The following is a 25,498-nucleotide window of genomic DNA, read 5'->3' on the forward strand; positions in this document are numbered from 1 at the left end:
GGTGAGAACAGCAGATTTTTCTACGAAGCATCACCTTTGTTAAGCAACATCTTTTCAAGTAGTCATGTTTTCAAGAGCCATGATATTGAAGGGCTATAATTTTCAAGCGCTATATTTTCCAGTACCAAGCACTCTTTGTGCTCTCATTTTATCGAAGTACTTCCCTCTTTCGGGTGATCAGCTTCCCATACCGAGCGTATGAAACGTGCAATACCTTCGATAGCTCGCTGAGCCTCGGGGACTTTATCCGGCATCACTTGCCAGACATGCCATAATCCTTTCCATATTTCCAGATTGACCGATCCACCACTGGCCTTGATTTTTTTAGCCATTCTGACTGAATCATCCAGCAAGATTTCGTTATTGCTGACTTGTAAAAGCACTGGCGGCAAATGACTTAAATCACCAAAGAGCGGGGATATTTCAGGTGAATGCAGATCATCACCGGGGCAATACGCTGCAATACAATCATTCAAGCGTTCTGCCGGTAACAGGGCATCACGCCAACGGTTGCGTTTGAAGGAACGCCCGCTCGCCGTCAGGTCGGTACAGGGCGAGAGCCCAATCAAGGCTGCTGGCAGGGGCTTTTGTTTACGCTTCAGACGAAGCGCAAGGGCAAAGACAAGGTTCCCCCCCGCACTATCACCCGCCAATACTATACGGGAAGGTGGAATTCCCTGCTGGCAAAGCGTTTCATAAACGGTTTCGCAGTCATCCAGACCCGCAGGAAAGGGATGCTCCGGCGCCAATCGATAAGAAGGGGCATACACTGTTGCCCCCGTCATTGTCGCTAAACGGGTAGTGATACCACGAAACTCTTCAGGGGCGCCCACAACCCACGCACCACCATGAAGATAAATGATCGCAGAAGATACAGAAGCCATTCGGTTTGAAAAAGCAGGCATCACCTTTTCAACCCGAATGCCACCAAGAACCTCAGAGTCAATGCGTTCCCTATAAACCCGAGGAGGTTTACCTTCTTTCAGCCGATCGAGTTCAGCGCGTAATGAAAAAACATCGGGTGCCAAACGCAACCTTTTTTTGGCTGTCCTACGGATGACTTCCCTAATCAGCAACGTTTTTAGGCGCATCTCTCTTCTCGATTCTCATAGCATTTCTGCTCAGCACAATGAATTCAATTATGCGCAGGGCTCCCACATCGTGGAGGATGGCCTTGGCTCAATTCATGGACACATGGGGCCTCACAGGTGTGCATTTCACTCAAAAGTGGGTAAACGTCTATGCACACTGCTACCCTCCTTCCCCCTGGTCCCTTCTACCCGAACTGAGGCCCTTTCACTCAATCAGTGAACTTTTTCCCGTTAGTGGGCCTCTTCCCAATTGGCCCCCGCACGCGCTTCTACCAGTAGATCAACATCCAAAGCACCCGCTTCCTGCATATGATGGCGTACAGCTTCAATAAACGCGTCCTGCTGACCTTCGGCCACTTCGAACACAAGTTCATCATGCACCTGCATGACCATCAGTGCGTCATAATGCCCTTTACTGTTAAGCCACTGATCCACGTTGATCATTGCGCGTTTGATAATGTCTGCCGCAGTCCCTTGCATCGGCGCATTGATAGCAGTGCGTTCGGCGGCTTGTCGACGATTAGCCTGCCGGGAATGAATATCCGGCACATACAAACGGCGCCCAAACACGGTTTCAACATAACCTTGCTCGGATGCAAGTGCGCGGGTTGACTCCATAAAATCAGCCACACCCGGGTAACGATGAAAGTAACGGTCAATGTAGGTTTGCGCCTGAGTACGGTCGATATGCAGCTGCTTTGCCAATCCCCAGGCACTCATTCCATAGATCAGGCCGAAATTGATCGCTTTGGCACTACGCCGTTGATCAGATGTCACCTTGTCAATACTGACACCAAACACCTCGGCGGCCGTTGCCGCGTGGATATCACGCCCTTCGGCAAAAGCCTTAAGCAGTCCTTTATCTCCAGATAGATGCGCCATGATACGCAATTCAATCTGGGAATAGTCTGCCGCTACAATGACATAGCCCGGGCGCGCAACAAAGGCTCGACGTATTTTACGCCCTTCTTCCGTTCTGACAGGAATATTCTGCAGATTAGGATCTGAGGAGGATAGCCGCCCTGTTGCCGTCACCGCCTGATGGTAGCTGGTATGAATACGCCCTGTAGCGGGATCAATCAATTGAGGCAGCTTGTCCGTGTAGGTGGATTTAAGCTTCGATAGCCCTCGGTGCTCCATAATCAACTTGGGAAGGGGGTAATCCAGCGCCAACTCTTCCAGTACGGCTTCGGCAGTGGAAGGTGCACCTTTCGGTGTTTTCTTGATCACCGGGAGTTTCTGCTCTTCGAACAGAATTTCGCCCAGCTGTTTGGGAGAGCCCAGATTGAATTCACGCCCCGCCAACTCATAGGCCTGGGCTTGTAGCGCCGATATACGCGATTCCAATTCCCGACTCTGTTCCGCCAGCAACGTTGCATCAACCCGCACACCATTGCGCTCAATACGTGAAAGCACAGGAATCAAAGGGGTTTCCAGCGTATCCAGTACGTCGCTCAGCCGGCCTTCCTGATCAATACGAGGGCGCAGAACATCATGCAACCGTAGCGTCACATCCACGTCCTCACAGGCATAGGGCACGGCAGCGTCCAGCTCGACCTGATCAAACGTAATCTGCTTCGCTCCCTTGCCTGCCACTTCTTCAAAACTGATCGTACCATGCCCAAGATGCGCCAACGCCAATGTGTCCATATCGTGACGATTGGCGGTAGAGTTCAGCACATAAGACTCAAGCATGGTATCGCTCAAAGGCCCCTTCACCTCTACTCCATAGCGAGCCAGCACCTCGATGTCATACTTGAGGTTCTGACCGATCTTGGTGATATTTTCACTGCTCAACAAAGGTGCCAACTGTTCAAGGACAGCCTCACGATCCAACTGTTCAGCCACCCCTATATAGCTGTGCCCAACAGGGATGTAGATGGCTTCACCCGGCACCAATGCAATACCGATCCCCACAATTTCAGCCTGCATATAATTCAGGCTCGTCGTTTCCAGATCGAAACAGAATGCAGAGGCATCATTCAGCCGTTTGATCCATGTATCCAGTGTTTTCTGATCATGCACCGCTTTATAGGACACTGTCGAAAAGTCCTGTGTCACGACAGAGGTATCAGAATTTTCCGACGATGCATCTGTCGTGCGGCGGTTCTCTGTGGAAGACTTGCTTGATGAACGCCTTGACCTGCCGGTTGTCTCCGACTCACCATTTTCAAGCTCCTTGAGCCAACCGCGAAATTCAAGCGTACGATATAGCTCCAAAAGTGCATCGTTATCAGGTTGAGGAGGTGAGAGATCATCCAGGCTAACAGGTAAATCACAATCGGTACGAATAGTCGCCAGGTCATAGGACAAAAAGGCCTGTTCACGATGATCCGCCAGCTTTTTCGCCATGCTTTTAGCACCACGGAATGATAACGTCGCCAGCTTTTCCGGGTGCTCATAGATAGTTTTCAGCCCGGCCCCATATCCCTGCAACATGGCCAGGGCGGTTTTATTCCCTACACCGGGAACACCGGGAATATTGTCGACCGAATCTCCCATCAGCGCGAGATAATCCACGATGAGTGAAGGTGGAATACCGAATTTTTCCTCTACACCGGCTACATCGAGCACCTCATTCTTCATCGTGTTGACCAGTGTTATGTGCTCATTAACCAACTGAGCCATATCCTTGTCACCCGTGGAAATAATGGCATCCCGCTTCATACCGGTGGCCTGATAGGCCAGTGTACCGATCACGTCATCGGCTTCTACCCCTTCGATACTCAAAAGAGGTAACCCCAATGCACGCACACACGCATGTAACGGTTCGATCTGTTCACGCATATCATCCGGCATCGGGGGGCGATGGGCCTTGTACTGGTCGTACATGTCATCACGGAAGGTTTTTCCCTTTGCATCGAAAACCACTGCGATGGGGCTATCCGGATACTCCCTGATCAGACTTTTGAGCATGGAGACAACGCCCCGCACTGCACCCGTTGGCTGACCACTGGACGTCGTCAATGGTGGGAGTGCATGAAAAGCACGATAAAGGTAGGCAGAACCGTCAACGAATACAAACGGAGGCTGGGCCTTGTCTGACATGGATAACTCCATCAAGGATATAAAAATAGATACTTCAGGCAATGTGCAGCTACCATCATCTGCAGCCTGCCGCATAGTACGAAAATACTCGGTACGAGAACGCATAGCACAAGAACGCGTAGTCCCTGAAGTAGTGCATGAAATAGTATATGCGTTAGTACATGATCAAATATCTATCATACCTACCCACTTCGGGATTGGCATCATTCACAACAGCAAGAAACAGCATGCGTCAAGTAAACAACCCTGAACCACAAAGCGCTCGACAGAAATCACACTCTAAATGCATCCTGTACGTTCATGAGCACTCCATGATAGTGCGATGTTACCTGACATGATTTCTTCAGTCGAAATGTGCGTCCTGTCATGACCTGATAAATGCCATTACACCGGCAGACCTGACTCATTCAACAGGACATACGCGCATTTTTGATCGCCATGGATATGTTTAATGGTAATATAGCGAACTTGAATTGTGTTAAGCACAACACCCCAACGACAGCAAGACGATCAGGACATTTCATGGCGGTATTCACTCCTATCAGCGATAGCCAGGCAAGCGAGTTTCTCCAACGCTTCAATCTGGGGGAATTTGTGCAATTGGAAGAAGTAGCCAGTGGGACAGAAAATTCCACCTTCTTCCTAACCACCACCCAACATGAATTGGTGCTTACTCTGTTCGAACAGGGAGGAAGTGAAGAACTCCCCTTTTTCGTAGAACTCATGCACTACCTGGCCAATGAAGGTATTCCTGTTACCGACCCCATACCTGACAAGAGCGGGCAAGTCATTCAAACACTGGCTGAGCGCCCTGCTCTGATCCTGCCTCGTCTCAGGGGTACACATCCAATGGACCCCACTATCAAGCAATGCCGGGCCATTGGTGAACTGCTAGGCAAGATGCATCGTGCATCCCAGCGTTTTACCAGCTTTCGCCCAAACCCACGGGACATGTCCTGGATCAAATCCCATTACCAGAAAGTAATGGCTTATTTGAACGAAGACGACAAAAAGTTGATGCTGGATACATTTGATTCACTCGAAGAACAGCTCGGCTATACACCAACCCTCCCACAAGGCGGAATCCACGGAGATCTTTTCCGCGATAATGCCATGTTCGAAGGCGATCATCTGACAGGTATCATCGATTTTTACAACGCCTGTATTGGCGAACTGCTTTTTGACTTGGCAATCGTCGTAAATGATTGGTGTAGTGATCATCGTGGTGAGCTGATCGAAGAACGCTACAACGCAGTTTTGGGAGGATACCTGTCAATACGGCCTTTGATCACACAGGAGCGAGCAGCGTGGGAATCAATGTTGAAGATGACCGCGTTACGCTACTGGCTCTCACGTTTATTGGTTGTATATGTAGACCCGCCTGCACACACACTGACACCCAAAGACCCTACACAGTACCGCAACATTGTTTACGCACGCGTAAACGGTCAAATCCCTGCGTTCCCTAAGTAGCTCTGACGATATGGAACTCCGATTTATATAAACGGGTTCCCAGCCATATACACGCTACACATAAAAACGGTTGCCACGTTAAAAGGGCAACCGTTTTTTATTATAACCTTAAAGCGTACTTGGCCATTATATGCCACATACCTGAAGGCAGGCATAACAGCCTTTCAATTAAGGATCTTCAGCTGAACGTGCTGGACGCCAGAGTCCACCATGTGGAGATGCTCAGCCGCCGCACGGGATAGATCAATGATGCGATGAGACACATAAGGACCGCGGTCATTAATGGTCACAATCGCCTTTCGACCATTTCTTAAATTGGTCACCTGCACACGCGTTCCAAACGGAAGTGTCATGTGTGCCGCTGTCATTTTGGAATTACTGAAAATGTCACCACTTGCCGTACGGCGGCCATTGAACCAATTGGAATAAAAGGAAGCGCGACCACGCTGGATGACAGGTTTTTCAGCATGGCTCTCGGCAACCCGATGAACAGGATGAGCCGAAGAGGTAAACGGAACCGCCAAAGGCAATAATGCCACTAGCAGAAGAATGGAATATTTGATCGAACGAAATATATAAATCATTTGAATAAAATAATAAGCAGAGAAAATTTATCCTTCTACCGACTCATCAGCACCGCCAAAGGCCTGATTTCGCTCCATGAAATCATTGCTGAAATAGAAACAGATAATCAAAAATGGATAGAAGGGAAGCAACCAACGAGACTCAAAATGTAAGATAACAGTGGACTGTATAGAAAATTGCCAATTTTGTCCATGAAATGCCCCTATACATTCACACTATGAGTGTGGTAATTAATCCTGGATTAAGTTTGTGGTTCGTATTCCCCTGCTTGGAAAGGCCATTACAGATGTATAAAAAACAGGATAATGTCACAGGCGGCCATTAATATAAAAATTGTTTGCACCACAATGATCCGGCGTTTAACGCTAACGCACCAATTTGGAAATATCCTGCTATTCTTCTTGCCTTATGCCCTCTTATCCTTCCAGAAAAGCCTACTTTATAAATAGTTAACTCACTGATTTTTATCAAAAAAAAGGCATTTGGAAAGATTCGTGCTAAGAATAAAGTAGTACAACATAATTAATTCAAACGCCCTATCCACCGCTAAGATGCACTGGAAACAGGGTTCCACTTGTGTGCGGAGTGACCCACAATGTCTGCAAAACGCGCTTTGATTCCTGCCTTTGGCTTATTGGGGGCTTTGCCCTTGCCGGCTTTGGCTCAATCAGCAACCCCACAACTCAATAGTGGTGACACTGCCTGGATGCTGGTGTCTACCGTTTTAGTATTGATGATGACGATCCCCGGGGTCGCGCTTTATTACGGCGGATTGGCACGATCAAAAAACATTCTTTCCGTATTGATGCAAACCTTCGCAATCACGTGCCTTGTCAGCATTATCTGGGTTATCTATGGCTACTCATTAGCGTTCAATACGGATGGCATGCAGGCCGGCGTCACCAATTTCCACTCGTTCATTGGTGGTCTGGGAAATGCATTTTTGGCGGGTCTTGGAGTCAATAGCCTCAATGCAACGTTCCCATTGAGCGTCTGGATATGCTTCCAGATGACCTTTGCGATCATTACACCTGCACTCATTGTGGGTGCCTTTGCTGAGCGCATGAAATTCTCGGCAATGCTGTGGTTTACCGGTTTGTGGGTCACCTTTGCCTATTTTCCCATCGCACACATGGTTTGGAGTGGCGATGGTTCCTTTATCGGCAGTGACTGGGGTGTTCTTGACTTTGCCGGGGGGACAGTTGTCCATATCAATTCCGGTATTGCAGGGCTGGTGGCCTGTATCGTTATCGGTAAACGCAAAGGTTACCCCACACAACATATGCCTCCCCATAACCTGAGCTTCACCATGATCGGGGCGGCCATGCTATGGCTGGGCTGGTTCGGCTTCAACGCGGGTTCAGCGGGAGCTGCCGATGGCACAGCGGGTATGGCCATGCTGGTCACCCAGATCGCAACCGCGGCCGCAGCACTTGGCTGGATGTTCATTGAATGGGCGAAAACGGGTAAAGCAAGCTTATTGGGCATTGTCACAGGTGCTGTCGCTGGACTGGTTGCTGTTACGCCTGCCGCAGGTACCTGTGGCCCCATGGGGGCGATCATTCTTGGCGCAGTAGCCGGCATTATCAGCTTCTACGCTTCAACCAGCCTGAAACGTGCGCTCGGCTATGATGACTCTTTCGATGTCTTCGGAGTACACGGCGTTGCCGGGATTGTTGGCTCATTGCTAACGGGTATCTTTGCCGCGCCGGCATTGGGTGGATTCGGCGATGTGACCCACATCGGCCTGCAACTTTGGATTCAGTTCAAAGGGGTACTGTTCACGGTTATCTATACTGCGATTGTCAGCTTTATCATTCTCAAGGTAATCGACAAAACGCTGGGGCTGCGCGTCACTGAAGAAGAGGAAAATATTGGGTTGGATCTATCCCAGCACAATGAGCGTGGGTATAACCTGTAAGTGTTCCCAAGTCCCAATGATGGCAGGTACGAAAGGGCACATTGCCATCATTGGGTGTACGAATAATACTGCCTGTACACTCATCTTTGGTTATTGAAGAAAAAGTTATAGAAAGAGAATTACAACAAAAGCAACTCTTCGTAATATCCTCTCTTACGATATCGTTCAATATTCCCTCAAGATAAACACCCCAAACCTCAGAAGCAAAAATCTGGCATTTGGGGCATTTCCATCACCAGCCCACCCTGTGACGTAGCAATATCGGCTCCGTGCCAAGAAAGAAGAGCAACGTGACTCTCATGCAGCTTATGTCTTCAAATAATGGTACGTAGAATATTCTGCCACTAAAGTTGCACAAAGTAGTCAATTTTTACCCTTTACTTATTAACGCCCCCTTACTAACTTAATAGTAAATTAAGAATTATTATAAGGTTTATTGGAATAGTTTATCGATAAACCCTTACAGCATTGATGAAGGAGGCCCTAATGAGTCCTTTTACTATTTTGGTGACAATTATCAGTATATTGTTGGTTCTATCCTTGTTCGCGTACATACACTACCTGCATATGTCACATGTACGAGTGCTATCCAAACAAACGGATAGTTATGCACGTGTTCTGAAAAAACTCAGGTTCAGCCGGCGAGCACTGCTCATATTCTTCTGGATATTGGTCATTATCCTGGGGTATCACTGGTTTAGAGAGTCAGGCGTTATCTTCCAGGACATGGGGTAATAATTAATGATATTCATGAGCACACTGCGCCATTGAGCATCAATAACACCCACTGTGCCGATCAGGCTTGGTAGCGATTGGCCCTGTAACAATGCTCTGATATTACTTTCGTGGAAGGGGGATAGGTGGAGTTTCATGGCGTAAAAGTGGCTTTATTCGATCGAATAACAACTCATTGTGCTTTTGAGGGACAATATTGATTCTATCCCATGGCCGAATCACTGGGATTTCCCCGGCGGTGGAAAAGAAGCAAATGAATCACCAATCGAATGCATGCAGCGAGAAGTATATGAGGAGCTGAATATTGAGCTGCCTGCTTCAGCAGTCGTGTGGGAGAAGCGCTACGCTAGACATAAAAAGCCCGACTCAATCTTTATGGTTGCACAGCTACCTACTAAATTACGCCACGCCCTGCGACTGGGTGATGAAGGGCAGGCTTTCACGCGGATGGATATTGATGAGTACAGCCATCATCCCAAAGCGATCCCCACATTGGTACACAGACTCAGCGATTACCTGAATACCTGTAAGGATAAGGGGGAGCCACCATCGTAAAGCAAAGATCAGGCCGGTATACCCAGGGTATGGAACATAAAATCCAGACAATACCAGAGTGTTAACACGTCAAGACTTCAATGCATCATAACGTTAATTGAAGAAATACCAGATCCAGCCAACGGCCAAATTTGATTCCCACTTCCTTTAACTGACCCACATTTACAAAACCCAGTTTTTCATGCAACCTGATAGAAGCTTGATTTTGCCCTTCTATCGCAGCCACGATGACATGCTTTCCGAGGGAACGGGCTTGTTCGATCAGGGAGTGCATTAATAGCTTCCCTACCCCGTTGCCACGTTGGTCGTATCGAACATACACCGAATTCTCAACAGTATGGCGATATCCATCAAAAGCACGCCAATCACTCAGAGTTGCATACCCAACGACGTCGCTATCGCTATTGATGGCCACAAGAACATCGTAGCCAAGGGCCTGATGCTCTTTCATCCATTTCAATCGGTTGGCGTCATCTACCTGCTGGTCATTCCAAATAGCCGTCGTGTTGGCAACAGCGTCATTGTAGATCGCAGTTATAGCCGATATATCCTGAGGCGTTCCAATGCGAATCCTAATATCCGAGTGTGGCATGCTCTATTTCTTCCCTGTACCTACTTTCTAAACGCGTTCTTTTGCAAACAACGGGCTTTTACTATGTATGCTGAGCACTTGCTGCCTACTTTCTGCAATGAAAAACCATAGGCGTGGTTTGGTCAGCACAGCTGTAATTCCACAATGCTTCGACGGACTTTCTACAAAGATCAATCATGATCGATCTGTGATGCATTCCATCCCCCACCCAGGGCAGCGATCAACTTCGCAGAAGCAATAAGCTGTTCGCTCTTCAATTGCAATACATTCTGCTGCTGGGAAATACTGGAAGCCTGTGTAGTAGCGACATCCAGATAATTGATCATACCGGCAAGATACTGGTTATAGGTAACACGCGCAGATTCCTCATAGTTCTGCGCTGCATTGGCTGCAGTGGCAATCTCATCCTGTAACGTGTTGAGTTGTACCAGATTATCTTCTACATCGCCCAACGCGGTCAGTACTGTCTGCCGATAATTTGCTACCTGCGCATCATAGGTCGCCCGCGCCTTTGCTACGGCCTGTTGAGTGGCACCACCACTGAATATGGACTCTGTCAGCGAAGGCCCCAGCGACCAAAAGCGGTGAGCAATTGAGAAGAGTTTGGAAATACCGGTTGCTTGATACCCTCCATTGGCCGACAAGGTCAGATCCGGATAATAACCGGCAATAGCAACACCGATCGCGGCATTGGCCGCTGCAACATTACGTTCAGCAGCAGCAATATCGGGGCGTCGTTGTAACAATGTGGAAGGGATACCTACGGGAATTTTCGGCACCTGAACGGAGTAATTACTGATTACCGGCAAGCTGAATTCGGAAGGCGCTTTACCTATCAGAATCGCGATAGCATGTTCGTACTGGGCTCTTTGCCACTGAAGATCAAACCGTGAGGATTGTGCACTATCCAATGTGGCCTGTGCCTGTGCCACATCAGCACTGGTTTTTTGACCGCCATTGTAGAGATTACGTGTGACTTGAACATAGCGTTGATAATTACGAATGGTTTGATCATAGAGCGCCATGCGCTGATCCAGAATACGTAAGGAAAAGTAGTCCTGCACCAGACTGGATTGTGCACTTAGCGTCGCATTGGCCAAATCTGCCGCGCTTGCCTGCGCATTGGCATTTTCTTCCTGATCCGTACGGCGCAGTTTACCCCAGAGATCCAGTTCCCAACTGGCTTCAAGTTGCGTTGTCCCGGAATCAATATGCCCATCAGATCGTGAACTGCTCACACTGCTACTACTGTTTGTACTACTACGGGTGGCGCTCCCATCAAAACTGAGAGAAGGATACAGATTGGCACGTGCACTACCCGCTGTCGCCAAGGCCTCACGATATTGAGCTGCATATTGCGCTACATTCTGATTCGATATTTCAACCTGACTTACCAGATGATCAAGGACAGGATCCTGATAGATTGTCCACCAGTTTCCTTTGATGGCATCATCCCGCGGAGTGGACTGAGACCACCCGGGTGCCTCCTTATAGGTGATTCCGGTATTGACAGTGGGCCGGTGGTAATTCGGGCCTACTGTCATACAGCCAGCAAGGCTCAAAACCCCAAATGATAGAACCAGTGGCACCAAACTCCTTGCCCAGCGTTTCTCCAGCGCTGACTCAGAGCATTTTCCTGTTCTCATCAGTATATTGTTCATCAAGAGTGGCTCTCCGAGTGATGCATGACACGGTGCTGCCACCAATGCCTGACCCGTTGACCAAAACGGTCAAGATAAAGGTAAACCACCGGGGTGGTATAGAGTGTTAACACCTGGCTAACTAACAGACCTCCACAGATCGCAATGCCCAGTGGTTGGCGCAAGCCTGCGTCACCTCGGCTTTCAAGCATCATGGGCAACGCGCCGAAAAAAGCAGCCAGCGAGGTCATAAGGATAGGACGAAAACGCAACCGGCATGCTTCTATAACGGCGGCCTCGGCACCAGACTGATGAGACCGCTCATAATCAATTGCAAAATCCACCATCATGATGGCGTTTTTCTTCACAATACCAATCAACAATAGAATACCAATGAGAGCAATCACCGTCAGTTGCGTACCAGTCATCATCATCAACAAGAGCGCCCCGATCCCCGCTGATGGCAGAGTCGAGAGAATCGTGATCGGATGAATCAGATTTTCGTATAACATGCCCAGGACGATATACATGGTGATTAGCGCTGCCAAAATCAGCCAGGGCATAGTGGATAGCAGACTTTGGAACGCCTGCGCGGTTCCCGAATAACTGGTATGTATAGCATCGGGCAAGCCAAGTTTGACGATTGCCTGTTGAACCGCGTCCTCTGCCTGTTCGAGAGAATAACCATCCGAAAGATTGAAAGCTATCGTACTCGTTGCAGTCTGATTCTGGTGATTGACAGAAAGGGGTGCTGTCGCCGAACGGAACTGGCAGAACGCCGAAAGCGGAATGCGTTCACCACGATCATTGATGACATAAAGTCGCTTCAGAGTCTCTGGGCTCTGAGCATACTTCGGCATGACATCCAATACGATATAATATTGGTTAAGAAGCTGGTACATTTTGGCAATATCGCTCTCGGCAAACGCATCGCCAAGGAACGTATCCAGGATCTTCGGTGTTATCCCATAACGCTTTGCCAGATTACGATTGATCTCCAGATAAGCCTCTGGCCCACCATTCTGAGCATCGCTGTCCACCCCGGAAAGCTGAGGAAGTTTTTGTAGGGCGGCATAGACCTTGGGTGTCCAGGTTTGCAGTGTACTCAGGCTATCTGACTGAAGACTATATTGGTAGGTGGCATTGGCACTTCGCCCGCCAATGTGAAGGTCCTGAGCAGGCATGAAGAACATATGAGCCCCAGCACTGTGTCGGGTCAGGGCTGTCAGCTGATTGGCAATTTCCTGAGCAGAATCCGATCGCTCATTCAGAGGTTTTAGCGTGATGAAAAAGTTGGCCGTATTACGCGACCCAAAATGTCCTGAACCAGTAGAGGCTACCACACTTTCCACAGCAGGGTTCTGACGAATCTTTTCACTAAACTGCTGCATCAAGGGACTAAGCGCCTGATATGAGGTGCCTTGATCCATACGCAACATCCCCATCAGAATCCCGGTATCCTGATCCGGGAAAAAGCCCTTCTGAACAGTCATATAGAGATAACCGTTTAGCCCTATCGTTGCCAGAAGAACGAGCAGTATCAGCTTTCGCCATTCAAGTGCCCATAGGAGGGAGCGATGATACAGCATCGCCAACCCTGACAATACACGCTCGATCGCGCGGTCCACCATAGCCAAAAGCCCCTTGCCACGCATTGCAGGACCGTCTTGTCCTTTAAGCAGCAGGGAGCACAACATGGGTGTCAGGGTGAGGGAAACCACCAGGGAAACCACCAGGGAAACCGATAGCGTGACCGCAAACTCACGAAACAACCGGCCAATAATGCCCCCCATCAGCAGAATCGGGATGAATACAGCAATAAGCGATAATGTCATCGCCAACACTGTAAAACCGACTTCTTTAGCCCCCTGAATGGCTGCCTTCAAGGGGCGCATCCCTTCCTCCAGATGGCGGGAAATATTTTCTAGCACCACGATAGCATCATCGACCACAAACCCTGTCGCGACAATAAGTGCCATCAACGAAAGATTGTCGAGGCTGAAGCCAAGGATGTACATGACCGCACAGCTGCCCACAAGAGAGACAGGCAACGCAATCGCCGGGATAATCATGGCCCGCCAGTTACGCAAAAACAGCAATACCACCAAAATGACCAGTCCTACGGCCAATACCAGTGTCTCTTCTGTCGAATGTAGAGAAGAACGAATCGTGGTAGAACGATCTATCACAAGATTCAGGTGAACATCCGAAGGTAGTTGCGCTTGTAACGACGGTAGCAGTGCTTTAATCGCATCCACGGTCTGCAATACATTAGCATCAGAGGACTGGGTTACCTGAAGTGCAATGGCCGGCCGATTATTGTAGTAACCAGAGGTATAAATGCTTTGAACGGAATCATAAACGTGGGCGACATCCCCCAATGTTACTGCCTTGCCTGAACGATAGCTCACGACGATCTGACGATAGGCAGAGGCTTTAAGCAGCTGACCATTGTCTTCAATCCACCAATGCGTATTCTCCCCTTGCAAGCTCCCCTTGGCGATCGAAGTAGTGGCATTTCTAATGGCCGAGGCCACGGTACTTAATGCGATTCCATAATGCGTAAGCTGTTGTGGATTCATGTCAACACGTACAGCCGGTAAAGCACTCCCGCGTAGCGTAATCTCCCCCACACCACTGACTTGAGCAATTTTCTGTTCCAGCTCATTGGAAGCCATTTGATACAGGCTACTCGTAGATCGATCGGGGGACGTCATGGCCAACATCAAAATGGGTGCATTCGAGGGGTTGGCTTTATGATAGGTGGGCAGCTGATTCATCGAACTGGGCAACAATGAACGCGCTGAGTTGATGGCTGCCTGTACATCACGGGCAGCACCGTTGATATTACGGCTGAGATCAAACTGGATGATGATACTTGTCGAGCCCTGTGAGCTACTCGATGTCATCTCGGTAATACCAGCGATCTGCCCCATGGCGCGCTCCAACGGCGATGCAACCGTCGCTGCCATGGTTTCCGGGCTTGCGCCAGACAGGCTCGCACTGACCACTATCGTGGGAAAAGCCACCTGTGGCAGGGGTGCCACAGGCATCAGGTTATACCCCAGCCATCCAAGGAGTACGACTGAAAAACTCAATAACAGCGTTGCCACACGTCGACGGACAAAAAGCTCGATCATGGGCTATTAGCCTTGCTCGGAAGGAGTGGCTTCAGAAGGCCCTACCCAACGACGCAAACGTTGCGACCAACGATCAAAAAACAGGTAAATGACCGGTGTTGTGAACAGCGTCAGCAGCTGACTGCAAATCAACCCTCCCACAATACTTAATCCCAGAGGAGTTCTCAGTTCAGCCCCCGCCCCTTGAGCCAGCATTAGCGGTAAAGCACCCAACATGGCTGCCATGGTCGTCATCAAAATGGGACGGAAGCGGAGCAGACATGCCTGATGAATGGAAGTTCGGGCATCCAGACCTTGCTCCCGCTCACCTTCCAGCGCGAAATCAATCAACATGATGGCATTCTTTTTCACAATGCCAATCAACAGAATGATGCCAATCAACGCGATGAGATCGAAATCGGTCCCCGTCAGCATAAGCGCGAGGAAGGCACCAATACCTGCAGAGGGCAACGTCGACAAAATGGTCAGGGGATGAATGAAGCTTTCATACAAAACGCCCAATACAACATACATCACCAAAAGTGCTGCAAGAATCAACAAGGGTGTATTGCTGTTGGCATGATAGAAGGCCGCCGCAGCGCCCTGGAAATTCAACGTGACACTTTGAGGCATGTGGATCTCCCCCTCTGCACGGGAAACCGCATCACGCGCCTGCTGCAACGAATAACCGGACGCAATATCAAATGACATCTCAACCGCGGGCAATTGATCCAGTCTGGAATAGTTTTGATAGCCCAAGCGCTGCTCAATGGAGGCCACGCTGCTCAAGCGTACCATCGGCGTATCGGTCGTACTCGATGAGCTGCTTGAAGATGAGCTGCTCCCACTCGAAGAGCTATCACTTGAAGAGCTGCTGGATGAGTTACTTGTAGAGGATGAGCTCGAACTGCTCGAAGAACTCAATCCACTCGCCGTCCCGTTATCGGGGTTGCTTCCCGCAAGATACAGATGATCCAGGTCAGCAGGGGACATCCGGTATTGGGGAGCCACCTCCAGGACAACACGATACTGATTGGATTGTGTATAAATCGTCGAGATCAGGCGCTGACCGTAGGCATTATAGAGAGCCGTATCGATATCCGAAGCCGTGATGCCATAACGTGCAGCCAATTGACGATTAATCCGAATGTACGTGACCGGCGCCTGATTCTGCAGATTGCTGACTACCCCTCTTAACTCGGGTTGACGCGCCAAAGCTGCCGCCAGTTTAGGTGCCCATTCATTGAGAGTAGAACGATCAGTTGAGTCCAGTGTCAATTGATACTGGCTGGGGGTATTCAGCGTATCCACGGATAAATCTTGCCCAGCCGTTATATAAAGCGCAATGCCAGGAATACTGGCCGCCTCCTGACGAAGATGCTGGATGACTTCCTCTGCACTTTCACTACGCTGAGAAAACGGTTTCAACTCAATCTGCAAGCGACCAATGTTAGGGGCATAATTAACCCCATCGACACCAATAATAGAGCTGACAGCGGATACATTGGGATCTTTCTGGATCATCTGAGCAATCATTTGCTGCCGTTTACCCATCTCTTCAAAAGAGATCCCTTGCGGTGCAATAGTCGTTCCTTCGATCAGCCCAATATCCTGATTGGGGAAAAAACCCTTGGGTATCGTGACATAAAGCACGGCTGTCGCCACAACGGTCAACGTAGCGGCCAACAGGGTAATTCGCTGGTGATCCAGGACCCAAGTCAGCCCCTTGTCATAAAACTGTACTAATCGCTCGAACTGGTGATCAGCCCACTGAGCAAGGCGCCCTTTCGAAGACTCTTTAACATTAGTCAGCAAGTAGGCACAGAGCATGGGGGTCAATGTCAATGAGACGACCATCGAGACAAGAATCGAGACAGCCAAGGTAATGGCAAATTCACGGAAGAGCCGCCCCACAATATCCCCCATAAAAAGCAAGGGAATCAGTACGGCGATCAGGGAGAGTGTCAGCGATATGATGGTGAAGCCAATCTGCTGGCTCCCGTTCAATGCCGCTTGCATGGGAGGCTCCCCTTCCTCCATGCGTCGCTGAATATTCTCTACCACCACAATGGCATCATCGATGACAAAACCGGTTGCGATGGTCAGCGCCATTAGCGTCAGGTTGTTGAGACTGAAACCGGCGAGGTACATCACTCCAAAGGTACCTACGAGAGACAGCGGAACGGCCACACTGGGGATCAGCGTGGATGATAAACGGCGCAGGAAGATAAAACACACCATTACAACCAGCGCTACCGAGAGCAGCATTTCGAACTGAACATCACTGATCGAGGCACGGATCGTCTGCGTTCGGTCACTCAACACCTTGACGTTAACAGCCGCGGGGAGCGAGGCCTTGAGACTGGGCAGGAGTGCCTTGACGCTATTCACCACATCAATAACATTCGCACCCGGCTGACGTTGTATGCTCACAATAATGGCAGGGGAACCATTGGCATTAGCTCCCTGATAACTGTTTTCAGGTGCACGGGCAAGTGTTGCGACATCACCCAGCGTAATCGCTTTGCCATTGTGATATGTCAGGATCAGGCGGGCATATTCATCGGCCGATTCCAGCTGATCATTCGCATCAATGCTGATTGAATGATTGGGGCCATCGAAGCCCCCTTTGGAACCATTGACGTTCTGTTCATTAATGGTGTTATAGATATCTTCGAGTGTCAGATGATATTCAGCCAATGCATCCGGATTGGCCCGTATTTGCACAGCAGGTTTGTGCCCCCCCGAAAGCGTTACCAATCCAACACCGGATATCTGTGACAGCTTCAGCATAACCCGGTTATTGACCAGATCCTGTACCTCGGTGAGTGGAAGTTCGTTAGACGTAACCGCCAACGTCATCACGGGAGGGTCAGCCGGATTGATGCGTTTGTAGGTAGGAGGATCGGGTAGATCACTGGGCAAGAGATTATTGGCCGAGTTGATGGCCTCCTGAACCTCTTGTTCATCTTCATCCAGCGAGGTATTCAACCCGAACGTGAGCGTAATGGTCGATGCCCCGCCGGTACTATTCGAATACATCTGGCTAAGACCCGCCATTTCACCCAGATAACGTTCGAGAGGGGCCGTGATATTGGTTTGGACAACATCGGGTCCGGCCCCGGGATACTGAGCAGTCACCTGAATGGTCGGATAATCCACTTCAGGAAGTGCCGAAACACTCAACTCACGATAGGAAAACAGGCCTGTGCAAAGGAACGCCGCCATCAGTAGCAGCGTGGCTATAGGCCGTTGTATAAAAAGTCGAGAGGGATTCATCAATGCCCGCCATTGGAGCCGCTATTGGAAGATGCCCCTGACTGATGCTCGTCAGACGAGTCATCAGATTGCACGGGATTAACCTTGGCACCGTCTGTCAGATTATCAACACCACGGGTAACCACTCGATCCCCGGCCTTCAGCCCTTTAGTAACAGCAACATTGTTGTTGCCTGCATTTGGCCCCTCAGTAATCATCTGCTTATGGACTACATTCTGAGCATTGACGACATAAACGAAGTTGCCGGCATCACTCAGCTGGATAGCTGCTTCCGGAACGACTGCCACATCATTTAACTCACCAATATTCAACACTACATTGACATACTGGTTAGGAAAAAGGCGATCATCCTTATTGGGGAAGAGCGCTTTCAGCTCCACGCTTCCTGTCGCAGTATCGATACTATTGCTCAAATAATGAACTTCCCCTTTGGCAATCTCTGTCGAACCATCCGAGCTCATGACGGCGACAGGCAAACCGTGCCCACTCCTGATCACCGGCTGGATTTGTGCAAGATATTGTTGAGGAACACTAAATGTTACCGCAATAGGATGCGTCTGAGTAATGGCCACAATGGACGTACTATCTGCTGAAACAACATTCCCAACATCAGTCAAGCGCAAACCGACATAGCCACTGATGGGCGCAGTGATCCTACCGTAGCCAATATTGACTTCCGCAGAGTGAATTTGGGCTTCATCAGAGGCAATCAGACCGCGGTACTGCCCTACTGTAGCGATTTGGGAGTCAAGATCCTGACGTGCCAAAGAGTTCTGTGCATAAAGGCCGCGATACCGTTGCAGGGTCAACTCGGCATTACGGAGAAGCGCCCTGTTTTGTTCCAACTCACCCTGATATTGATTCTGGGAGGCTTGATAAGTCCGGGTATCTACAGTCGCCAATAACTGACCTTTATTTACCCATTGACCTTCAGTGAAATTGACGCTCATTAACTCGCCGGCAATTCGACTGGTAACAGTCACGCTTTGATTGGCAGTGACAGTACCCAAGGCATTTACCTGTACCGGCACATTCCCGGTAATGGCATTCGCTAATTGTACTGCCGTTGCAGGTCGGCCATGCGATGACTGACTCGAGCCTTGATTGCTACCGCGAAAAAAGAACCAGTATGCCGCCCCCACAATGATCAGGAGTACGATCAACCACCAAAATAAATGCTTGCGACGGGGATTTTTGTTGGTGTTATCCACTTATGCCTCTACCGTTGACAGCTGTGATACAACCCATTCGCATTCGATCATGGGCATTTGATGCGCCTATAACTACTCAATATTCGACGTTACCGAATTCCATTATTCCAAGTGGACATCAGACATCTCACCACCAGAACCGACTCAGAATATAGGGATATTGCGCTCTATCCTACTGGAAAAATCCCTTCATGGGCAGGAGTGACATCTTCTTCCGAAATTCACTTTTTAAAACCACAAAGTACCATAATATTCTCTCGTTACCACGGTAAAAAAAGTGTTAAAAAAGCACAAATCATGATGAACTCCCTCCAGACACTCTATCTATCAAAAACAGGCATCATGCATGAATGCGCTCATTTGTGAGGAAGCAGGTCAATAACACCCCAAGCCTTGCAGATCCAGGCCTGTGCCATACTGCCAATAGGCCAAGAAATCGCTCCAACCACATTTTGCTGGACTTGATTGATTTTTATCGCCAGAAAATGGGGTCAACTCTCAATGTTATTCAGGATAGTTAGAGAATAGCAGAAACATCCAATACCGGAATACTCAGCTAAACATTTCTTCTACAGTTTATTCTGCAAATACGCTCATTTGGATCGTCGACAGAAAAAAGGCCTGTGGACAATATTTCTTATCCACAGGCCTTTAGCGTAATAACCGCCATTCATCAAATGAACAGGATGCCACTTAAGCGGAAAACCTTCTATTCACTTTAAATCTAGCGCTTTCTTTTCTTCCTGATCAATTTTGCCTCGGCATCTACGTTTCTGACCCTCGCCTGCTCACTCAGAACGCGGTCTGTCAGATAAACCGAAGGAATGGTAGTCGGCATCAATACCTGGCGATGACGACGAGTCCAACGCCACCCAATCAAAAGCACAATGGCCACAACCGGAAGTGACGCAACCGTATAAGTACCGTTGGGATAATCGAATGCCATCAGTACCAGTACAGCAAGCAAAAAAAGCAGCGTTAGCCAAGAGGTAAATGGAGCCCCCGGCATTTTGAAAGACACTGCTTCCACTTCCCCCCGATTGACCGCGCGGCGATAGGCCATTTGGCAAATCACAATAAATGCCCACGTGCTCAAGATACCCAGTGAGGCAATGTTCAGCACCAGCTCAAACACATGAGACGGCACAAAATAGTTTAGTACAACACCTACTGCATAAATAGCCAGGGTTAATGCAATTCCGACGTAAGGTACTGCACGGCTATTCATTTTTGCCAACGCGGGGGGCGCAGACCCACCCTGTGCCAAGGCACGCAAAACACGCCCAGTGGTATAGAGCCCTGAGTTAAGGCTAGAAAGGGCCGCGGTCATTACCACAATATTCATCAGGCTACCCACATAGGGGATACCGATAGCCGAGAAGAATGTTACGAATGGACTTTCGCCGCCTCTATAGGCACTCCAGGGCAATACCAGCACCAGCAGCACTACAGAACCTATGTAGAAGAAAGCGATACGCCACACCACACTATTAATAGCCCGAGGCAGTACTTTCTTTGGATCTTCTGCCTCACCCGACGTGATACCAACCATCTCAATAGCGGCAAATGCGAATATTACCCCTTGCACCAATACAAGAGCAGGCAATACGCCGTTGGGAAAGAAGCCACCATTTTCAGTAATCAAGTGCCATCCGGGCGCATGACCCAACACATGAAAACCACCGCCCAGCACCACCGCCCCTATAACAAGGAAAGCAACTATGGCAATGATTTTGATCATTGCGAACCAAAACTCCATTTCACCGAACCATTTAACACCAATCAGGTTCATGGAGCCTACCAGCACCAATGCTATCAAGGCCGTAATCCACTGTGGGAAATTGGCAAATGCGTCCCAATAGTGCATATATAGAGCTACGGCAGTGATATCGATAATGCCCGTCATGGCCCAGTTGAGAAAGTACATCCAACCAGCAACGAAAGAGGCACGTTCACCCAGAAACTCACGCGCATAGGAGACAAAACTACCACTACTTGGACGGTGCATGACCAGCTCGCCCAAGGCACGCAGAATCAGGAATGAAAACACTCCACAGATCAGATAGACGATAGCCAGGGAAGGTCCGGCCACTTGCAGACGCCCACCAGTCCCCAGAAATAGTCCAGTACCTATAGCACCACCAATAGCAATCATTTGAATCTGACGATTGCTTAACGCCTTGCTATACCCTTCTTCGTGCGATTCAAGCCATGCACGCTTTTCGTCGGTATCCACTTGCCTGGAAGGCTCAGATGACATGAAGTTACTCCTTGAAGGCAGCTGAAATAGTCATGACCGGGTAGAGACAATGCCATGAAGTCTTCATACCCTCCCCCTGTTTTTTGGTGACTGCTTTACACACCCATCTGCGCTGTAAATATCCTTGCAGGACCTCAACAACAAGTAAAAACAGCCTGAAAGCCCCACGCAGGCAGCGCGGCGTGCTATTGATCCATAACGCAAAAAATCACCAAAAGTGCCAGGAACCCTGCACCTGAAACACGGGCGTGTCACACAAAGTGCAAATGAAACCACAAAATGGCAATAGATGGGTAATCATTCGTGAATATTTGTTGAAGAGGCGATTATAGCGCGCTCACAACAAAAAAGGGGAGGTCACCAAGAGGAAAGACACAATTTTATGCAGATAAAAGAGGAGGATATCCGAAAAAACGATATCCGAAGACGAATGTCAGGAACGCAATACTAAAAGCCCCGAATGCCAGGCGACTCTTTCAAGTTAACCTGATTCAGGGCTTTTCTATTTAAATCCACATTAGTAAAGGAATATCAGGATAGCTCTGCGCTGTAACGCTCCAACAAGGCATACAGTATGGCTACTGTTTCATCATCCACTTTTCCGGAATAATTTTCTGCCCTGAAGTGCATTTGGAAAGCCCTGACGACCGAGGTAAAGGCAGAAGATGAAGCATCTTCCGATATTGCATATCCATAACGTCCAAATGCCTGACGCAAATCCTTTCCACCGGGAAGACCTGACTGACGGAATTCCTTCAAATACTTTTGACGTGTTTCCTCTTCATACCACGCACCGACACCGGCTTCATATAAAGCATGCCATGGAAACATGGGGCCCGGATCGGATTTCCGGCCCGGTGCTATATCCGAGTGAGCAACCACACGGGTAGGCGTAATATCAGGATAACGTAGAAGGATATTACGCGTTAATTGCACCAGCAATTTCACCTGAGGTTCAGGATAAGGAGGAAATGTAAACACGCCATTATCATCACTGGCCAAATTGACGATTTCTATCCCTATAGACGTATCATTCAGGTTGGATCGATGCTGCCATTGACTCACGCCTGCATGCCACGCACGTTGAGATTCATCTACAAGATTGAAAACTTGCAACTCTTTGAATCCAGCTTTTAGATAGGAAGGGTCATCAGGCTTGGGGACTAAGTAATGTGCGCTGGCACGAGACGTCAGCAAATTAACCGAGGTCTGGAAATCAACTGCTGTGTAATGCAGGACCAGATAACGCACCCTGCTATTGAAAGCACGAGAGCGATACGCACTGTAATTGATGGGTAAAATACCCTTATCGTTTCCGTTCACGAATAATCCAGCCTCAATTAATTCATAGAGCTTCAGCTCTGTTCACGTTTCGTGTTAACCGTTTACCCCGCCTTTCCCAACACTTTTTCAAGGTGTGCCTGATACTGTGCCTTGAAAAGGTCAACGTGTGGCTGTTTCATCACATCGTTGACCATAAATGTGGGCAACCCTTCAAGCCCGACAAATTCCTGGGACTTATGGAACGGGTAATAAACAGCATCTACCCCTTTACCTTCAAAGAACTGTTCGGGATCCTCAAAGGCTTCAAGCGGAGCATTCCAGGTGAGAGACATCATGTAACGACGCCCCTGCATCAAACCACCTGATCCATACTTTTTGGATGCATCACTCCGAGTACGACCATCGCTCGCATAAAGCGTACCGTGCCCTGTAGTGAACACTTCATCAATATACTGCTTCACAGTCCAGGGAAGCCCCATCCACCAGCCGGGCATTTGATAAATAATGACATCGGCCCACCACTGTTTGGCGACTTCATCTTCCACTGAATAACCATCCACAATGACCGTCTCTTTCAGTTCATGCCCGAGTGCGGTCAACGTATCACGTGCAACCTGATGCAACGTATGATTTAGCTCTCCATTGGAGTGAGCATACTGTTTCCCACCATCGATAAGAAGAATTTTCATGGTATCTCCTGATACAAGTGATCAGGCATCACATTCAAGGATATGATCCCTGAAAGATATATTGACTGCCTGAATCAAATTTTAATTTTGATAAGTTTCGTCCAATTCTAAATAAGACAAAGGGGGGCTTGGAAGGGATGAAAGCATCGGCTTATAAAAAAAGAGCCAAAGCAAACGCTCTGACTCTTTCACACTCACTTGTTTCAGCCCTTTACGCGTGCCTGTTGGGACGTGGGATATCAATGAGCAGAAGGTTGCAAGGTGAGGTCATAATGTGCAGTCTCGGATTGCCCCTCCGATGCATGCGCAGAAAGATTACTCTTCAACAATCGTAATGTTTTGGCATCCACCAATTCAAACAAAAGCGGACGATTGTTCATTGTACCTATCTGATAAACCACAGCGTGTTGATTACCCGCAGTACCGGTGACCAACGACCACTGTCCAAGAACAGTTACTACGCGTTTGGTAGTGCTGCCGTCCTTATAGACTTCAGAAATGGAAAAGCCGCCAGGTTGATTATCCATGGTGGAACGTAAAGTGATACGAGTGGTAATCCCGGTACATTGGTGCTCGTTACAAGGCAATCGCCCGGCGAATACCCTCTCCTTTAACGGCTGGTTACCGGAAATCTGCTGCGCCTGCGTGGTGGATGGCCGGGGAGATGACTGTTCATCTTCGGAAGAGCTCGAATGCCCACAGGCCGCAAGCAGCAGGGGTAAAACAATCGCCAACATTACGCCAGGCACATAACGAAATAAACCACTCGTCATTCTCTTTCCTCTTTTACAATCTACGTCTCAAACGTGCAACAAAGTATCAGGCATCAACTACTTCCACCCCAACGCAGGTGCAACGTGGGTCAGCAATGATTCAAGAATATGAGTATTATAGGCTACTCCCAGCTGGTTAGGGATAGTCAACAATAACGTATCCGCTTCAGCAATTGCTTCATCCTGCTTTAGAAGCTCGACCAATTTGTCAGGCTCTGCCGCATAATGGCGTCCGAAAACCGCTTTGGTCTGCGCATCGATATAACCAAACTTGTCATCGCTGGCATCGCCTTCGTGGCCGAAATATTTGCGATCCTGATCATTTACAATCGGGAAAATACTACGGCTGACTGAAACACGAGGCTTGCGACTATGCCCTGCCTCATTCCAGGCTTCATGGTAAGCACGAATCTGTTTTGCCTGTTGAACATGGAAAGGCTCACCTGTCTCATCATCCTTCAATGTAGAGCTCTGCAAATTCAAACCCAATTCAGCCGCCCAGCGCGCCGTTTTGTCAGAGCCCGACCCCCACCAGATACGATCCTGCAATGTTTCTGAAAGCGGTTCCAGACGCAACAATCCGGGGGGATTGGGAAACATGGGCGTCGGATTGGGTTCAGCGAAACCTTGCCCTTTCAAAAGATTCAAAAACACTTCGGTATGCCGACGTGCCATATCACTGGGCGATTCCCCTTCAGCCGGCTCATAACCAAAATAACGCCAGCCATCAATAACCTGCTCAGGGGAACCACGACTGATACCCAACTGTAAGCGCCCCCTGGAAATCAAATCAGCAGCACCAGCATCCTCAATCATGTAAAGAGGGTTTTCATAACGCATGTCGATCACGCCCGTACCCAGCTCTATCTTACTGGTTTTGGCACCAGCTGCGGCCAGAAGCGGGAAAGGTGAACTCAATTGACGTGCGTAATGGTGTACACGAAAGTAGGCCCCGTCGAGTCCTATTTCCTCAGCGGCAACAGCCAAGTCAATGGATTCCTGAAGAACGTCTTCAGCGCTACGGGTGGTGAAAGGCGATTGGGGGTCCCAATGCCCGAATGACAAAAAACCTATGGATTTCATTAAAAATACTCACGGTAATAAATAAGATACTCACTATTGAATATAGCATTCCATTACTCACTCAATAGCGCAAGGTAAAGATAGCCAGCTGTTGCTTAAGCACTTCCATACATCAATATGCGTTTCATTCAGATCAACGCCTCCTCTCGTTACTCTACGG

Annotated in this window: 16 protein-coding genes; 3 read left to right on the forward strand and 13 right to left on the reverse strand. The window is 48.9% G+C overall.

Annotation, left to right across the window (positions count from 1 at the left end):
* Window positions 1-143: 143 nt before the first annotated feature.
* Together LMG33818_RS06875 and polA are read right to left on the reverse strand one after the other, a co-directional pair.
* Window positions 144-1,091, reverse strand: a complete 948-nt coding sequence (locus tag LMG33818_RS06875) for an alpha/beta hydrolase (RefSeq protein WP_442322626.1) — start codon at window positions 1,089-1,091, stop codon at window positions 144-146.
* Between the two features lie 231 nt (window positions 1,092-1,322).
* On the reverse strand, window positions 1,323-4,139 hold the full coding sequence (polA, locus tag LMG33818_RS06880) for a DNA polymerase I (RefSeq protein WP_442322627.1): 2,817 nt from the start codon (window positions 4,137-4,139) through the stop codon (window positions 1,323-1,325).
* Between the two features lie 522 nt (window positions 4,140-4,661).
* On the opposite strand from polA, the gene LMG33818_RS06885 reads away from it, so the two are divergent.
* Window positions 4,662-5,612, forward strand: coding sequence for a homoserine kinase (locus LMG33818_RS06885; RefSeq protein WP_442322628.1), 951 nt, complete (start codon window positions 4,662-4,664; stop codon window positions 5,610-5,612).
* Window positions 5,613-5,776: 164 nt separating this feature from the next.
* On the opposite strand, the gene LMG33818_RS06890 is transcribed toward LMG33818_RS06885, so the two are convergent.
* Window positions 5,777-6,196 carry a septal ring lytic transglycosylase RlpA family protein gene (locus tag LMG33818_RS06890; RefSeq protein ID WP_442322629.1) on the reverse strand — a complete coding sequence of 140 codons (420 nt, stop codon included), beginning with the start codon at window positions 6,194-6,196 and terminating at the stop codon, window positions 5,777-5,779.
* A 596-nt stretch (window positions 6,197-6,792) separates the two neighbouring features.
* Here LMG33818_RS06890 and LMG33818_RS06895 point away from each other — a divergent pair.
* Complete coding sequence (locus tag LMG33818_RS06895) at window positions 6,793-8,118, forward strand: ammonium transporter (protein ID WP_442322630.1); 1,326 nt, start codon at window positions 6,793-6,795, stop codon at window positions 8,116-8,118.
* Between the two features lie 912 nt (window positions 8,119-9,030).
* Entirely contained in the window at window positions 9,031-9,408 is a 378-nt protein-coding gene (locus LMG33818_RS06900) for an NUDIX domain-containing protein (RefSeq protein ID WP_442322631.1), read from the forward strand.
* An 85-nt stretch (window positions 9,409-9,493) separates the two neighbouring features.
* Here LMG33818_RS06900 and LMG33818_RS06905 read toward each other — a convergent pair whose 3' ends face one another.
* From LMG33818_RS06905 to LMG33818_RS06950, 10 genes are all read right to left on the reverse strand, one after another.
* Window positions 9,494-10,000, reverse strand: a complete 507-nt coding sequence (locus tag LMG33818_RS06905; protein ID WP_442322632.1) for a GNAT family N-acetyltransferase — start codon at window positions 9,998-10,000, stop codon at window positions 9,494-9,496.
* Between the two features lie 170 nt (window positions 10,001-10,170).
* Window positions 10,171-11,589: an efflux transporter outer membrane subunit gene (locus LMG33818_RS06910; protein ID WP_442322633.1), complete on the reverse strand. Its 1,419-nt coding sequence runs from the start codon at window positions 11,587-11,589 to the stop codon at window positions 10,171-10,173.
* A 71-nt stretch (window positions 11,590-11,660) separates the two neighbouring features.
* Window positions 11,661-14,780, reverse strand: a complete 3,120-nt coding sequence (locus tag LMG33818_RS06915; RefSeq protein ID WP_442322634.1) for an efflux RND transporter permease subunit — start codon at window positions 14,778-14,780, stop codon at window positions 11,661-11,663.
* A 6-nt stretch (window positions 14,781-14,786) separates the two neighbouring features.
* Window positions 14,787-18,038: an efflux RND transporter permease subunit gene (locus LMG33818_RS06920; protein WP_442322635.1), complete on the reverse strand. Its 3,252-nt coding sequence runs from the start codon at window positions 18,036-18,038 to the stop codon at window positions 14,787-14,789.
* Complete coding sequence (locus tag LMG33818_RS06925) at window positions 18,038-19,249, reverse strand: efflux RND transporter periplasmic adaptor subunit (protein ID WP_442322636.1); 1,212 nt, start codon at window positions 19,247-19,249, stop codon at window positions 18,038-18,040. The genes LMG33818_RS06920 and LMG33818_RS06925 overlap by 1 nt, the downstream gene beginning before the upstream one ends.
* Window positions 19,250-19,973: 724 nt before the next feature.
* Window positions 19,974-21,509 carry an L-asparagine permease gene (gene ansP / locus LMG33818_RS06930; protein WP_442322637.1) on the reverse strand — a complete coding sequence of 512 codons (1,536 nt, stop codon included), beginning with the start codon at window positions 21,507-21,509 and terminating at the stop codon, window positions 19,974-19,976.
* 531 nt (window positions 21,510-22,040) lie between these two features.
* A complete protein-coding gene (locus tag LMG33818_RS06935) occupies window positions 22,041-22,832 on the reverse strand; it encodes an N-acetylmuramoyl-L-alanine amidase (protein ID WP_442322638.1) in 792 nt (263 codons plus the stop codon).
* A gap of 62 nt (window positions 22,833-22,894) precedes the next feature.
* Window positions 22,895-23,482, reverse strand: a complete 588-nt coding sequence (locus LMG33818_RS06940; protein WP_442322639.1) for an NAD(P)H-dependent oxidoreductase — start codon at window positions 23,480-23,482, stop codon at window positions 22,895-22,897.
* Between the two features lie 239 nt (window positions 23,483-23,721).
* Entirely contained in the window at window positions 23,722-24,255 is a 534-nt protein-coding gene (locus LMG33818_RS06945; RefSeq protein WP_442322640.1) for a copper resistance protein NlpE N-terminal domain-containing protein, read from the reverse strand.
* Between the two features lie 57 nt (window positions 24,256-24,312).
* The gene (locus LMG33818_RS06950) at window positions 24,313-25,338 is read right to left on the reverse strand and encodes an LLM class flavin-dependent oxidoreductase (RefSeq protein ID WP_442322641.1); all 1,026 of its coding nucleotides are present in this window, start codon (window positions 25,336-25,338) and stop codon (window positions 24,313-24,315) included.
* Window positions 25,339-25,498 lie beyond the last annotated feature (160 nt).

The sequence above is a fragment of the Cernens ardua genome (assembly GCF_051251085.1).
GTDB lineage: Bacteria > Pseudomonadota > Gammaproteobacteria > Pseudomonadales > Halomonadaceae > Cernens > Cernens ardua.

Bases quoted from the DNA above. Each gene is read 5' to 3' on its own strand.
- LMG33818_RS06920 (WP_442322635.1), bottom strand. From the start codon at position 18,038: ATGAATCCCTCTCGACTTTTTATACAACGGCCTATAGCCACGCTGCTA.
- LMG33818_RS06895 (WP_442322630.1), top strand. From the start codon at position 6,793: ATGTCTGCAAAACGCGCTTTGATTCCTGCCTTTGGCTTATTGGGGGCT.
- LMG33818_RS06945 (WP_442322640.1), bottom strand. From the start codon at position 24,255: ATGACGAGTGGTTTATTTCGTTATGTGCCTGGCGTAATGTTGGCGATT.
- LMG33818_RS06940 (WP_442322639.1), bottom strand. From the start codon at position 23,482: ATGAAAATTCTTCTTATCGATGGTGGGAAACAGTATGCTCACTCCAAT.
- LMG33818_RS06905 (WP_442322632.1), bottom strand. From the start codon at position 10,000: ATGCCACACTCGGATATTAGGATTCGCATTGGAACGCCTCAGGATATA.
- ansP (WP_442322637.1), bottom strand. From the start codon at position 21,509: ATGTCATCTGAGCCTTCCAGGCAAGTGGATACCGACGAAAAGCGTGCA.
- LMG33818_RS06885 (WP_442322628.1), top strand. From the start codon at position 4,662: ATGGCGGTATTCACTCCTATCAGCGATAGCCAGGCAAGCGAGTTTCTC.
- LMG33818_RS06890 (WP_442322629.1), bottom strand. From the start codon at position 6,196: ATGATTTATATATTTCGTTCGATCAAATATTCCATTCTTCTGCTAGTG.
- LMG33818_RS06875 (WP_442322626.1), bottom strand. From the start codon at position 1,091: ATGCGCCTAAAAACGTTGCTGATTAGGGAAGTCATCCGTAGGACAGCC.
- polA (WP_442322627.1), bottom strand. From the start codon at position 4,139: ATGTCAGACAAGGCCCAGCCTCCGTTTGTATTCGTTGACGGTTCTGCC.
- LMG33818_RS06915 (WP_442322634.1), bottom strand. From the start codon at position 14,780: ATGATCGAGCTTTTTGTCCGTCGACGTGTGGCAACGCTGTTATTGAGT.
- LMG33818_RS06950 (WP_442322641.1), bottom strand. From the start codon at position 25,338: ATGAAATCCATAGGTTTTTTGTCATTCGGGCATTGGGACCCCCAATCG.